General features: G+C 60.4%; 11 protein-coding genes. 10 read left to right on the top strand and 1 reads right to left on the bottom strand.

The genetic code is table 11. From position 1 onward, the window contains the following. The 10 genes from E4633_RS20445 to E4633_RS18135 all read left to right on the top strand — a co-directional run. The coding region (locus E4633_RS20445) for an immunoglobulin-like domain-containing protein (RefSeq protein ID WP_162605027.1) at window positions 1–585 on the top strand (585 nt) is incomplete at its 5' end. Beyond that, entirely contained in the window at window positions 566–2,497 is a 1,932-nt protein-coding gene (locus E4633_RS18175; protein WP_135872366.1) for a hypothetical protein, read from the top strand. The genes E4633_RS20445 and E4633_RS18175, both read left to right, overlap by 20 nt. A 221-nt stretch (window positions 2,498–2,718) precedes the next feature. Beyond that, a complete protein-coding gene (locus E4633_RS18170) occupies window positions 2,719–4,380 on the top strand; it encodes an AAA family ATPase (RefSeq protein WP_135872364.1) in 1,662 nt (553 codons plus the stop codon). Window position 4,381: 1 nt separating this feature from the next. Further along, window positions 4,382–5,086 carry a general secretion pathway protein GspB gene (locus E4633_RS18165; protein WP_135872362.1) on the top strand — a complete coding sequence of 235 codons (705 nt, stop codon included), beginning with the start codon at window positions 4,382–4,384 and terminating at the stop codon, window positions 5,084–5,086. 136 nt (window positions 5,087–5,222) lie between these two features. Then, complete coding sequence (locus E4633_RS18160; protein ID WP_135872360.1) at window positions 5,223–5,573, top strand: hypothetical protein; 351 nt, start codon at window positions 5,223–5,225, stop codon at window positions 5,571–5,573. Window positions 5,574–5,632: 59 nt separating this feature from the next. After that, window positions 5,633–6,331, top strand: coding sequence for an aspartate/glutamate racemase family protein (locus tag E4633_RS18155; protein WP_135872358.1), 699 nt, complete (start codon window positions 5,633–5,635; stop codon window positions 6,329–6,331). Window positions 6,332–6,398: 67 nt separating this feature from the next. Beyond that, entirely contained in the window at window positions 6,399–6,938 is a 540-nt protein-coding gene (locus tag E4633_RS18150; protein WP_135872356.1) for a surface-adhesin E family protein, read from the top strand. 38 nt (window positions 6,939–6,976) lie between these two features. Beyond that, complete coding sequence (locus E4633_RS18145) at window positions 6,977–8,278, top strand: MFS transporter (protein WP_246038214.1); 1,302 nt, start codon at window positions 6,977–6,979, stop codon at window positions 8,276–8,278. A gap of 21 nt (window positions 8,279–8,299) precedes the next feature. Then, on the top strand, window positions 8,300–8,917 hold the full coding sequence (locus tag E4633_RS18140; protein WP_135872352.1) for a LysE family translocator: 618 nt from the start codon (window positions 8,300–8,302) through the stop codon (window positions 8,915–8,917). Window positions 8,918–9,121: 204 nt separating this feature from the next. Next, complete coding sequence (locus tag E4633_RS18135; protein WP_135872350.1) at window positions 9,122–11,308, top strand: tetratricopeptide repeat protein; 2,187 nt, start codon at window positions 9,122–9,124, stop codon at window positions 11,306–11,308. Here the strand turns inward: E4633_RS18135 and E4633_RS18130 are convergent. Next, entirely contained in the window at window positions 11,305–12,588 is a 1,284-nt protein-coding gene (locus E4633_RS18130; RefSeq protein ID WP_135872348.1) for a 4Fe-4S dicluster domain-containing protein, read from the bottom strand. The two genes, E4633_RS18135 and E4633_RS18130, sit on opposite strands and share 4 nt — an antisense overlap. Between the last annotated feature and the right edge of the window lie 175 nt (window positions 12,589–12,763).

The following is a 12,763-nucleotide window of genomic DNA, read 5'->3' as shown; positions in this document are numbered from 1 at the left end:
ACCACCGGTTCCGTCGATTACACCTTCGCCAACAGCGACGACGTGTACAACGATGCGAGCAGCGTCCATACCGCGATCAGCGACGCGAGTGGCGGCAACTTCGAAAACCTGTCCCCGGACAAGACCCCGGTGACGGTCCAGATAGATGACACCAAGGACACCACGACTGTAAGCCTGGGCGTGAGCCCGGCAAACATTACTGAGGCGGGTGCGACGGTTACTTACACTGCGACTTTGACGAACGTGGCTCACGGTGACGTCACCGTGCACCTGGACAACGGGCAGACGATCACCATCGCAGATGGCCATACCACCGGTTCCGTCGATTACACCTTCGCCAACAGCGACGACGTGTACAACGATGCGAGCAGCGTCCATACCGCGATCAGCGACGCAAGTGGCGGCAACTTCGAGAACCTGTCCCCGGACAAGACCCCGGTGACGGTCCAGATAGATGACACCATTGACCTCACCGCCGTCCATATCAGCACCACCCAGCGTCCATACCGCGATCAGCGACGCAAGTGGCGGCAACTTCGAGAACCTGTCCCCGGACAAGACCCCGGTGACGGTCCAGATAGATGACACCATTGACCTCACCGCCGTCCATATCAGCACCACCACGCCTATTATCGGCGAAAATGCTGGGGTAACCTTCAATATTCATCTGGACAACGTTCCGCATGGATCTGCTTCGGCTACGGTTGATGTTTATGACTCCTTTACCGGTGTTACAAAGACTGAGACAGTTTTCCTAGATGCTTCGGGCAACGGCTCGTTCTCTGTAACACCGTCAAACCTTGCGACGGCAAGCATTACCGCAACGGTTTCTGCTGTCAGTGGTGGCAACTATGAAGGGGTCGACCTGACCGGTGCCCATGCAACTGCGAGTGTGGATCATGGCATAACGCTTACACCCGTTGGTGTGACTGTCAGTGAGGCAAACCTGCCGGATGGGACAAGCCCTTCTGCTGCTTCCCTGACTCAGACTGGATCACTAACGATCACTGCTCTAGACGGCATCAGCAATGTTCATATCGGCAACACGGATATCTCCATTGCCGCACTGCATAATCTGGGCACCTCCGGTCCAATCTCCATTGATGGCGTCTCCTACGGCCAAATGACCGTTACCGACTTTACTGAGACTTCGACCGGCGGCACTATCCAGTACAGCTTCACTTTGGATGACAACATACTTACACCGCCTGCAAGCGTGGAAAGCTATGTCGAGCAGGTTTCGGTTGCCGTCACCGATGCAAACGGTACCGTTGCGGGAGCTTCTCTCGGGATCACGATAGTCGACGATCACCCCACCTTCACCCAAGCGGACCACGCTTTCGTTGGCAACGAGGACAGTACTACCGCAGGTGTTCTGTACGGTAACCACGATATCCACTTCGGCGCAGATTCCGTTGGTTCGATCAGCGTGGTAGGCGATTCCCTGGATGGGAAAATCAGCTACGAATACATTACCAATGCTGATGGCTCCGTAACTGCGTCGGCCTATTCGGATACTACGCACAACGCATCAACTCACTTCTTTGATCTGACCATAAACACTGATGGGGCTTATGCCTTCGACATGGTCAATGCAAGAGCGACCCATTCCTCAGGGACCATCAGTCTGCTTAACGTGAATGGCGGCGCAGCCACGAACAGCTTCGTTCTCAACGATGCAACCTTCCACTCTATCGATACCAACCACAATGGTACGATCGACAAGGCTGAGGAATTAAAACCAACTTCGACAGGGTTTGGCGTTGCCAACGGGAATGTGGATGTCGGCGAGCAGTTTAATATCACATTCACCAATGGCGTTGCTGTTGACACCATTTCGCTGTACGCAAAAGTGCAAGCGGCAGGATCGTTGGTCATGAGCTATGTGACGGATCATCTAAACGCTGACGGGACCTATGATCATGGCACAGTCACGATCGGCAGCAATGGAACTATGGATTTTAACCCCGTGCATGATTTTACTTCCATTACATTCACGGTAACCAGCGGCACCGGTAAACTCGATAGCTTCTCATATACTGAGCGGCTTATTCCTAACGACGAAACACTGCACTTCCAGGTTTCGGCAACGGACGGTGACGGTGACCACACTGGAACTCACTCGCTTGATGTGACGCTGCTCGGCGCCCATTCCGCAGGAAGCGTGATAACTGGTACCGACGCCAATGATGCAATGGTCGGAACTTCTGGTAATGATATTTTCTCGACCGGTGGTGGTCACGACACCATCATGGCGACCCATGGCAACGACCACATCCTTGATTACAATGTCAACCAGGACACGTTGGATATCAGCAACTTGCTGGCAAACGCCACCAGAGACAACTTGCAAGGTGGGGTTACCGCTGATAACCATCTTCAGGTCACTGTAGTTGACAGCAGCCACAATCCTATCGCTACAGTAACATTTGATGGGCTTGATGCCAGCACCACCTCCATGGACTCACTGCTGGATTCCATCAAGACTCAACACTAAGCTTTAGTAACTGCAATATGTTGTGTCAAAGCTGCCGCGAAAGATGTCTTTCGCGGCAGCTTTTTTGTATGGAATCGAGAACACCTGTGACTTTCTGTAACTTTAATCGTTTTCCATTCCTTTCCGCAGGATTCCCTTGACACTCCTGCCGCAAAAAACTATAGCTATAACGTCCACTTCACCCAACCCTTCTCCGCCCTGGCCGGGCTTTTCGGGGAATTATGTACTGGGAATCTTTCGGCTTCAAAGAACCACCTTTCGCCCTCACTCCTAACCCGTCCTTTCTCTTCCTGAGCGCTCCGCACCAGGAGGCTTTCGCGCATCTGCTCTTCGCCATCGAAAACCGCGCGGGCTTCATCGAGCTCTCCGGCGAGGTAGGCACGGGGAAGACCACCATCGTCAGGACGCTGCTGAACCAGCTCGACCCGGAAACGCACCGCACCGCGCTCATCTTCAACCCGATCCTCTCGCCTATCGGCTTCATGAAGGAGGTGAACGCGGAGTTCGGCCTCTCCTGCGAAGGTAACGAGATCCGCGACCTGCACGCCGCGCTAAACGCCTTCCTCCTCGATGAGAACCGGGCCGGGCGGACCGTGGTATTGGTCATCGACGAGGCGCAAAACCTCTCGATCGAGGTGCTCGAACATGTCCGGCTCATCTCTAATCTGGAGACGGAGAGCGCCAAGCTCATCCAGATCGTGCTGGTCGGGCAGCCGGAGCTGAACGCGCTTTTGGGCCGGGACGAACTGCGCCAGTTAGACCAGCGCATCACGGTGCGCTACCACCTGAAACCGATGTGCTTCGAGGATACCTGCGCCTACATCAGGCACCGGATCAGGTTCGCGGCCGACGGCAGGGAACCGCTCACCTTTTCCCTAGGGGCTTTCAAACGCATCTACCGCTTTTCAGGGGGGCTGCCGCGCCTGATCAACGGCGTTTGCGACCGTGCCTTGCTGCTCGCCTACACACGGGAGTGCAAGGAGGTGAGCAAGACGATGGCCTCTCTCTCGATCGCCGATCTGCGCAGGGAGAGCCCGCGCAGGCGGCGTAGCCTGCAGGTCCAGGCGCTTTCGGCCGCACTGGTGGTGTGCGTTTTGGTCATCGCCGGCTTCTCCATCGCCTCGCTGCATCTTTTCGAAAGGGGTGAGAACAAGGCGGTGCAACAGGTGTCTGAGCACAAAGTGGCCCAGGTGAAGGCAAAGCAAAGTGCGCCTTTCTCGGTCGAGGCCGCCCGGCAGGCCATAGCCGCTCAGCCGGTGCAGGATAACCTCTACGCCGCGATGAACGCGCTACTCGCCGCCTGGCAGGTGCCGACAATCGATCCGGCGCCGGGACAGGCCGACAACGTCCGTACCCTGGCGCGGCAGCGCGGCCTTACCGCGACCAAACAGAACGTGAGCCTCGAAACTCTCGAGCGTCTGGACGCCCCGGCGCTTCTTCATCTCGTTCTGCCCGGAAACGTTGAACGGCTGGTGGCTCTGGTCGGGCTGGAAGGGGACCAGGTGCATGTCGTCCCCGCCATCTCCGGAAGATCGACCCTGTCCCGCACGGAACTCGGTCAGTTGTGGAGCGGCAGAGCCACCTTACTCTGGAAGGACTTCCACGGCATAGCCGCCAAAGGCGCCGACAAGGCGGCTGGAACCAGGCAGCTGCAGGAGCTTTTAAAGCAGATCGGCTGTTACGCCGGGACGCCGAACGGCGCCTTCGACGAGGCCACGAAAACGGCCCTTGCCGCGTTCCAGCGCAGGGAGCAAGTGACGGCGGACGGCAAGGTGGGAGCCCAGACCCTCATCCTGCTTTACCGGCGCGCCGGTGGTTTCTTCCCTCCGGGGCTTGCCAAGGCGAACGGGACGAACGGCAAACAGACTACGGGGCGGATCTGACATGAGCCTTATCCTCGATGCATTGAGAAAGATGGAGCAGGAACGCAGAAGCAAGCGCGGCAACAGCCAGGACCTGCGGCCCGAGGTGCTTCGCTATCGCCTGGCCGCCCAGCCCAAGGAAAAGTCCCGGTATCCGCTGGCTATCGTGGCCGGCCTCGTGTTGCTCTGCGCCGGCCTGGGGGCGGGCTTCATGCTGAAGGGGCGCGGTGCGGCGCAGGTTGCCGACGAGTCGCCCGCAGGCGTTCCCGCCGCACAGCCTGCCGTGGCGGTCCCGGTCGCGGCGGCACCTGCTGCTCCGGCTGCGGTAGCGGCTCCTCAACCCGTGCCTGCGCCGTCTGCCATGGCTCCGGCACTTGCCCAGCCTGTGGTTGGAGCCGCCACACCCGTCCCGTCCCTGGCGGAGCCGATCAGAAAAACTTCCCGCACCGCTGCGCCCGCTGCTGCCCAAGAAGCCGTGGCTCAGCCGAGGGTGCCACGCGGGGAGAATGCGACCGCTGCCGCAGGCGGGCAGGATATCGTCATCTCCGGCATCGCATATCAGGACGAGCGGCGCATGCGTCGTGCGGTGCTGAATGGAAGCCTGGTAGGCGAGGGGGCCGAGGTTGCCGGAGCCAGGGTGGTCGAGATCAAGGAAACCAAGGTGAGGCTGTCCAAAGGAGGGCACGTCTTCGAGATCCCCTTCTCCTCCGGGATGCAGTCCCGCTAGTTGCTCCCCTTGACGCTCCCCGGTCCATTCGCGTGGACCGTGGGGCTGTCTCTCAAAAAAAAATAGCACTGTAAAGAAAAATACCGGACAGAGGCTGTCTGACAGTGGATAATTGGCTCCAACAGGAGGTGATGTCATGCTGCGGACGCGTGTGTATCTGACTTCCGGGCTCTTGTCATTGGCACTGGCTGGTTGCAGTTCCGGCAACTTCATGGTGCGCAAGGAAAACGTCAGCTTCTTTATCACCAGCGACAGGCCAGAGTTGAGACTCGTGCTATGCGAATCCGGAGATATGGACCGCATCGCAAGAGACTCGCACCTACAGGAAACCCTGCAGCAGTCGCTGAAAGAAAAGATCTGTGCGGTGCATAAGAACAGGAAGGACCTGAAGGCGCTCCTTGCTTCACTGGACAAGGACCAGCTTGAGGCCTTCATGGATGCCTTCCGTAAGAACGGCTATGAGATAAACCTCGTTGCGGACGGCTGAGCCGGCGGATGATGCGTCCGTGCGGCGCTGACGCGGCGATGGGAACAAGGAGGCAGGGGATGAAGACCATCGGCATGATTGGGGGACTCGGGCCTGAGTCCACCGTGGACTACTACCAGCGCATCATTCAGGCCTGCCGGGTCCCCGGAAGCCTCGCCGCGCCCGAAATGGTGATCTATAGCGTGAACATCGAGGAGGTGCTGGACCTGGTGGCCCGGCGCGAGTGGACCCATCTCATTTACCTGCTCGTGCAGAAGGTCAGGGCCCTGCAGAAGGCGGGGGCGGATGTCGCCATCATCACGGCCAACACGCCGCACGTGGTCTTCGACGAGGTAAAGGCGAAGACGACACTTCCGATGATCAGCATCGTCACTGCGACCTGCGACAAGGCGAAGGAGTTGGGCGTGAAGAAGGTCGCCCTCCTTGGCACCCGCTTCACCATGCAGGAGAATTTTTTCGCTCCCCCTTTTAACGCCGCCGGTATTTCAGTGGCGGTTCCCAGCGAGGCCGAGCAGGAGTACATCCACGAGAAGCTGATGACGGAAATCGAGTTGGGCGTATTCAAGGAGGAAACGAGGAAAGGGCTGATCGATATCATCGACCGCATGGTGCGCGAAGAAAAGGCGGAGGCGGTCATCCTTGGCTGCACCGAACTGCCGCTCATCGTGAAGGATGGCGACTACGACACCACCTTCCTCAACACTACGGCCATTCACGTCGAAAGCGTGGTGAGGTATTGCAGGGAAGGGAGAAAATAGTGAGTCAGCCGGTGTGGTGATAGCGGCAGGCAATGACAACACGTGGAATGAAAGAAGAGGGGGGAGTATGAAGAAATTGATGGTTCTGGCGATGGTCCTGATTGCTTCGACTTCCTTCGCCGGGCAGAAAAAGAAGGTGTCAAAAGAGACGGCAGCCTCCGTTACGCTCCAGGACAAATGGGATGCCGATCCTTCCTTACTGAAGCTCGACTGCAACGACAACATGTGCGTCTACGGGATCAAGGGGACGGCCCAGATCATCGACGCCGACACCAACGTCCGGTCCGCCTGGGTCGCCTTTCTCTACACCAACGAGGGGCGCAAGACGCTCGCGCCGCAGTTGAAGGGGAGCTATTACAGCAAAGAAAAGTGGAACATCAACTGCAACGACCTGAAGATGAACGTCTCATCCATCCACTATTACGATGCTAAAGGGACCCCGCTCAACTCCTACAACAACGACGAGGAGTGGTCCGATATCGTCCCCGGCAGCTTCGGCGAGACGGTGGCTGCCATCGTCTGCTCCGTGGAGGACGACGGGGATGAGGACGCGACCCCCGCGCAAGAGGTCCCTGGTGAACCGGTCAAGGAAGGGACCGTCTTTTAGGGGCCATGGCTCCCGTCGACGGGACATCGCGGCTTAGTTTGCTGCTTCGGGCACTGCGCTCCCGCAACTACCGGCTTTTCGTGGCCGGCCAGAGCGTCTCGCTCGTCGGCACCTGGATGCAGCAGGTCGCCATGAGTTGGCTCGTCTACCGCCTTACCGACTCGGCCTTCCTGCTCGGCGTGGTCGGCTTCACCAGTCAGATTCCCACCTTTATTTTTTCACCCGTCGCAGGCGTTCTCGCCGATCGCATGAACCGCAGGCGTCTGCTGATGATCACCCAGGCGCTCGCCATGGTGCAGGCGGCTCTTCTCGCCGCCGCGGTGATGCTCGGGGTGGTGCAGGTCTGGCACATCGTGGTGCTAAGCCTGGTCCTCGGCATGGTGAACGCCTTCGACATACCGATACGGCAGTCCTTCGTGGTCGAGATGGTGACGAACCGGGAGGATCTCGGCAACGCCATCGCGCTTAACTCCTCCATGGTGAACGCCGCCCGCCTGGTCGGCCCGACCGTCGCCGGGCTCCTGGTCGCCTCGGTCGGGGAGGGGATCTGCTTTCTTTTGAACAGCGCGAGCTACCTTGGCGTACTGCTGGCGCTCTTCGCCATGCGCATCGAGCCGCGTGAGGGCGACGGTAAGCCGCGGCGCCACGTGCTGCACGAACTAAAGGAAGGTTTCTTATACGCCTTCGGCTTCGCCCCCATCAGGAGCATCCTGCTTTTGATCGCGCTGATGAGCCTCACCGGCATGCCCTACACCGTGCTGATCCCTGTCTTTGCAAGGGATATCCTGCACGGCGGCGCCCACACCTTCGGCTTTCTCATGACCGCAGCAGGTTGCGGCGCGCTGGCGGGGACCGTCTATCTCGCTTCCCGCGACAGCGTGCTCGGCCTCGGGCGGGTCATCGTCGTTTCGGCCGTGCTCTTCTCGGTCGGGGTGGCCGCCTTCGCCCTTTCCAGCAGTATCACACTTTCGTTTGCGGCCTTAATGGTCGCCGGCTTCGGCGCCATGACCCTGGTCGCCTCGTGCAACACCATCCTGCAGACCATCCTGGAGGAGGACAAGCGGGGGCGGGTGATGAGCTTTTTCACCGTCGCCTTCATGGGGATGACGCCGTTCGGGAGCCTCGGGGCGGGGACCATGTCACGTATTGTGGGGCCCCGCGTAACACTCGTCGTCGGTGCCGTATGCTGTCTGCTGGGTGCTCTCGTTTTCGCGAGGAATCTGCCGCGCATCAGGGCGTTGGTGCGCCCGATATACGCCCGCATGGGGATACTGAAGGAGGTGGCCAACGGCATGGAGAGCGCGGCGGAGCAGCCGCCCATGCCTGAGGATAAACGATGACGAACAAAGGACGTATTTTGAATGCTTGATTTCCTGACTGCAGGTCTCGTTCTCGGATTTTCGGCGGGGTTCTCACCGGGGCCGCTTCTCATGCTGGTCATCTCGGAGACGCTCACCCACGGCACCCGCTCCGGCGTCCGGGTGGCGCTCTCACCGATCATCACCGATTTTCCCATCATCCTCGCCACCGTGCTTTTGCTGATGAACCTCTCCGGCTATCACGGCGTCCTTGGTGTCGTCTCGCTGGCAGGGGGACTGTTCGTGTTCTACACCGGGTTCGAGTCGCTGCGCGCGCAGCCGGTCGCGCTGGAGCTCCCCAAGGAGCCGCCGAAGTCGCTGCGCAAGGGGATACTCACCAACTTCCTGAGTCCGCATCCGTACCTCTTCTGGATCACGGTCGGCGCTCCCATTCTGACCAGGTCCCTCAATATAGGCATCACCGCTTTCATAGCCTTCATCGGAAGCTTCTATCTCTCTTTAGTCGGCGCCAAGATCATCCTCGCCGTGGCGGTGGGGAAGTCGCGGGCCTTCATGGGGAGCCGCCTCTACCTCTGGATCATGCGTCTTCTCGGTGCTCTTTTGACCTTCTTCGCGCTGCTTCTCTTCCGTGAGGGGCTTCGGCTGCTGGGGGTGTTGTAAGGCGGGGGACTCCGGGGACTTGATCAGAAGATCATTGCAAGCGTCTTGCAATATATATTGACACCTCTATTAGTATGCACTAAATTGCCGCAAGCGTGTGGGAGCCGGTACTTTTTCCGCCGGACGCACCCGGGCGGCAGCCCCGTGTCACTCCCCGCACCGGCCGCTTTCCGCGGCTATTCTTCCGCGAAGGCGAGACGTGACATGGCAAAAAAGGTTTCCGCAGCAAAGACCACGGCAGTCCCCTCCACACCGGCCGCTTCGAACGCTCCCAGCCCGGGACAATGGCTGGACAAGACGCCGCTGCACATCATCCTCATCCTCCTGGTCGCGCTGGCGGGGTACGCGAACACGTTCGGGGTTCCCTTCGTCTTCGACGACCAGACTTCCATCATCGACAACCAGGCGATCAGGGACGTCGGGCGGTTTCTCTCCGGAGACGGATTCGCCTACAACCCGCGGCGCTTTTTGGGGTATCTCACCCTCGCCCTCAACTACCATTTCTCGGCGCTCGAGCCGGCGGGCTATCACGCGGTGAACCTTGCCATCCACGTCGCCTGCGGCTGGGTCGTGTACGCTCTTTGCCGGGTCACCCTGGCGACCCCTTTCTTCCGCGCCAAGTCGCTGCCGCGTTCGGCCACCGCGACGATACCGCTTTTGGCCGCCCTGCTCTTCGTGGCGCACCCGGTCCAGACCCAGGCGGTGACCTACGTGGTGCAGCGCCTGGCATCGCTTGCCACCCTTTTCTACCTTGCCGCGCTTCTTTGCTACGCGAAGGGGAGGGTGCTGCAGGAGGAAAGCGGCAACGCCTTCCCGGCACGTGGTGTGGTTTTCTTCCTGGGCGCTCTGGTTGCCGCACTCGCCGCATTCGCCACCAAGGAGATCGCCGCCACGCTTCCCCTGGCGCTTTTGCTCTACGATTTCTCCTTCTTCGGCAGGGGGATGAAAAAACGCTACCTGCTTCTCACCGCGTCCGTACTCTGCATCGCGGCAATCGCGGTGGCCGTCGCCACCGCGGAGCGTCCGATCGGGGAGCTCATCTCCGACATCTCCCGCGCCACCAGGGAGACCCAGCAAGTGTCCCGCCTGGACTACCTGCTGACCCAGTTCAGCGTGATCGTCACCTATCTGAGGCTCCTGATCCTGCCGGTCGCCCAGAACGTGGACTACGATTTCCCGATCTACAGCACCTTCTTCACCCCGCCGGTATTCCTCTCCTTTCTCGTGCTGGCGCTTCTCTTCGCCCTGGCGCTGTACCTGTACCGGTTATCCGCGCCCCAGACGGGCGACACGGCAGAAGAGAAGGGGAGGGGAGGGTACCTAAGGCTCATCGGCTTCGGCATCCTCTGGTTCTTCCTGACCCTAAGCGTGGAGTCGAGCCTCATCCCGATCTCCGACGTGATCTTCGAGCATCGGCTCTACCTTCCCTGTTTCGGTGCCTTCCTGGCCTTCGCTTCCGTTTTTGCCATGGCCTTCGAGAAAAGCGCTTCCTCGGCGCGCGTTGCCGTCGCCGCTTTCGTGGTGCTGGCGCTCACCGTCACGACCTGGCAACGAAACAGCGTATGGGGGGACAGCGTCACCCTTTGGAGCGACAATGCGGCCAAATCCCCGAATAAGTGGCGCCCGCAAAACAACCTCGCTCGTGCGCTTCTCAAGGAAAACAGGGTGAACGAGGCCTTTGCCGCCGGTTCCAACGCGGTCAGGCTCGCTCCGGAGAGTTTTGAGGCGCACAACGTCCTCGCGACGGTGTACGAGAAGATGGGGGCGCTGGATGCCGCGATCGAGCAGTATCGCCTTTCCGTCGCCGCCAACCCGAACTACCTCATCGCCCTCAGCAATCTGGGTGCTGCCCTGCAAAAAAAGGGGGCCCTGTCGGAGGCGACCGCCTGCTTCAGAAAGGCCGTCGAGCTTGACGGCGCCAACATGGTCGCTCACAACAACCTGGCGGGGGCGCTCTTGCAGCAGGGGAATCTCGAGGAGGCGAGGCAGCACGTGCTGGAGGCAGGACGTCTGGACCCCGCCGCCCTGGAGCCGCGCGTGAACCTCGCCGCCATCACGGAGGCGGCCGGGGATCTCGACGGGGCGATCAGGATGTACCAGGAGGTCGCCGGTCAAAATCCCGGGTATGCCTTTGCACGGTACCGGCTGGCAGGTGCTTACTACCACAAGAAAGAGATGGAAAAGGCTATCGGCTGCTATCAGGAGGTGGTGCGGCTGGACCCGGGTTACGTCCCGGCGTACCTCGACATGGGGCGAGCCTATGCGGCGCTCAGGCAGATCGACAAGGCGCTGGAGCAGTTCAAGCAGGCGCGCCGGGTCGCTCCCCAGAACCAGGAAGCGGCGCTACTGGAAGCGAAGACCCTTCAGTTCCTGCAGGCGATGCGGCGCTAGTCGGAGAAGCGGTCGACTTCGACCTCACTTAAGAGCCGCTCCAGGTACCGGCTCTTAAGCTGCTTGCTCGCCATTAGCCTTTTCACCGGGGGGAGCCTCAGGATGGCGCCCAAAAGCGCCGCCATGGCGCGGTGGCTGAGAAACGCCTGGTTGTCGAAGATGAGGTTTTGCAGCTTGCCGCGCTCGATGGCCATGAGGACCAGCCGGTGTGCGGTGTTGACGGGAGTGAGGATACGCCTTTCCCGCGGCTCCAGCGAGACGGCGTCCGCAGGGCAACTGCGGACGCACACCCCGCACCCGAGGCAGAGTTCCTTTGCCGCGCGGGCCGTTCTTCCCGCTTCCCCATCTGTCTCCATGCTGATGACCCCTACCGGACAGACCGCCGCGCACCTGCCGCAGCCGGTGCAGCGCGCCGCGTCGGTGGCCTGCACGAAGTTCGTGCTGTACATGGCGTTGGGGATGGCGAGCCGGCGCGTGGCGATCATCGCCTCGCAGCAGCAGGCGCAGCAGTGGCAGATGAAGTTCACCTGGCGCTGCACGTTGTCCGCGCACTGCACGAGGTTCAGGTCGCGGGCCTTTTGCAGAAGGTCGAGCCCCTCGGCCCGGTCCACCTCCCGTGCCGCCCCGTGCCTGATCAGCGATTCTGCCGCGAGGTTCAGCGTCATGCAGATGTCCAGCGGCGCCCGGCAGGCCCGTTCCAACTGGAGCATCTTGTGGCGGCAGTAGCAAAGTCCCACCGCGATGTGGCTCGCGCTCTTGATCACCTCGCTTGCCCGTTCGTAATCGAGCACCTGGCACGCCTTCTCCTCGGGGATCGCCTCCTCGTTCACCATCACCCTGCCAAGCGAAGTCTCCCCACCGGCGAAGAGGTCGCGGATGAAGGCGTCCTCGACGTTTATGTAATTAAAGAAAAGGCCGGCAAGCCCCTTCTGGTCCAGTTCCGGGCGCAACCGCATCAGCGAAAACTCGAAGAACCCCGCCATTGGAGGAGGTAGAAAGTAGACCGTCCTGTCCTCCCGCTGGATGTCCAAAAGCAGCGATCGCGCCGCGAGCCGCTCCAGGCGGGTGCGCGCCGCCTCGGTGGAAAGGCCCAGGATCCGCCCAGCCTTCGCCGCCGTGAACGGGCGGAGCGGGAGCCGGCTCATCAAAAAAGCCTCCTCCTCGCTGCACAGTATCGAGAAGATCCTGTGCAGGAGCTCCGAATCCGGCGCGCCCTGCGGGAACAGGTTCACCCGCCGCATCAGGCGATGGTAGCCGTCCAGTGTCACGCGCTTGGTCATGGCGGCATCTCCGGTATGAAAAGAGAAAACGCCTCATTTTAACACTCTCAGAAACGTCGGCAACGCCGGTCTCGGGACTTCTCCCACCACCGGTTCGAAAACCCCTATCTAATTAAAGCTCTTCCCGTGCCCGCCGATGAGTAGCATAAGCGCCTGCGTCTTTGCCCCGGCACCG

This window comes from Geomonas terrae (assembly GCF_004791675.1).
Classification (GTDB): domain Bacteria; phylum Desulfobacterota; class Desulfuromonadia; order Geobacterales; family Geobacteraceae; genus Geomonas; species Geomonas edaphica.
Note: the sequence above shows the minus strand (reverse complement) of the source record. Positions and strands in the feature narration are given on the sequence as shown.

Coding starts and splice junctions, on each gene's coding strand:
- E4633_RS18140 (WP_135872352.1), top strand. CDS start 8,300: ATGCTTGATTTCCTGACTGCAGGTCTCGTTCTCGGATTTTCGGCGGGG.
- E4633_RS18155 (WP_135872358.1), top strand. CDS start 5,633: ATGAAGACCATCGGCATGATTGGGGGACTCGGGCCTGAGTCCACCGTG.
- E4633_RS18150 (WP_135872356.1), top strand. CDS start 6,399: ATGAAGAAATTGATGGTTCTGGCGATGGTCCTGATTGCTTCGACTTCC.
- E4633_RS18165 (WP_135872362.1), top strand. CDS start 4,382: ATGAGCCTTATCCTCGATGCATTGAGAAAGATGGAGCAGGAACGCAGA.
- E4633_RS18135 (WP_135872350.1), top strand. CDS start 9,122: ATGGCAAAAAAGGTTTCCGCAGCAAAGACCACGGCAGTCCCCTCCACA.
- E4633_RS18130 (WP_135872348.1), bottom strand. CDS start 12,588: ATGACCAAGCGCGTGACACTGGACGGCTACCATCGCCTGATGCGGCGG.
- E4633_RS18160 (WP_135872360.1), top strand. CDS start 5,223: ATGCTGCGGACGCGTGTGTATCTGACTTCCGGGCTCTTGTCATTGGCA.
- E4633_RS18170 (WP_135872364.1), top strand. CDS start 2,719: ATGTACTGGGAATCTTTCGGCTTCAAAGAACCACCTTTCGCCCTCACT.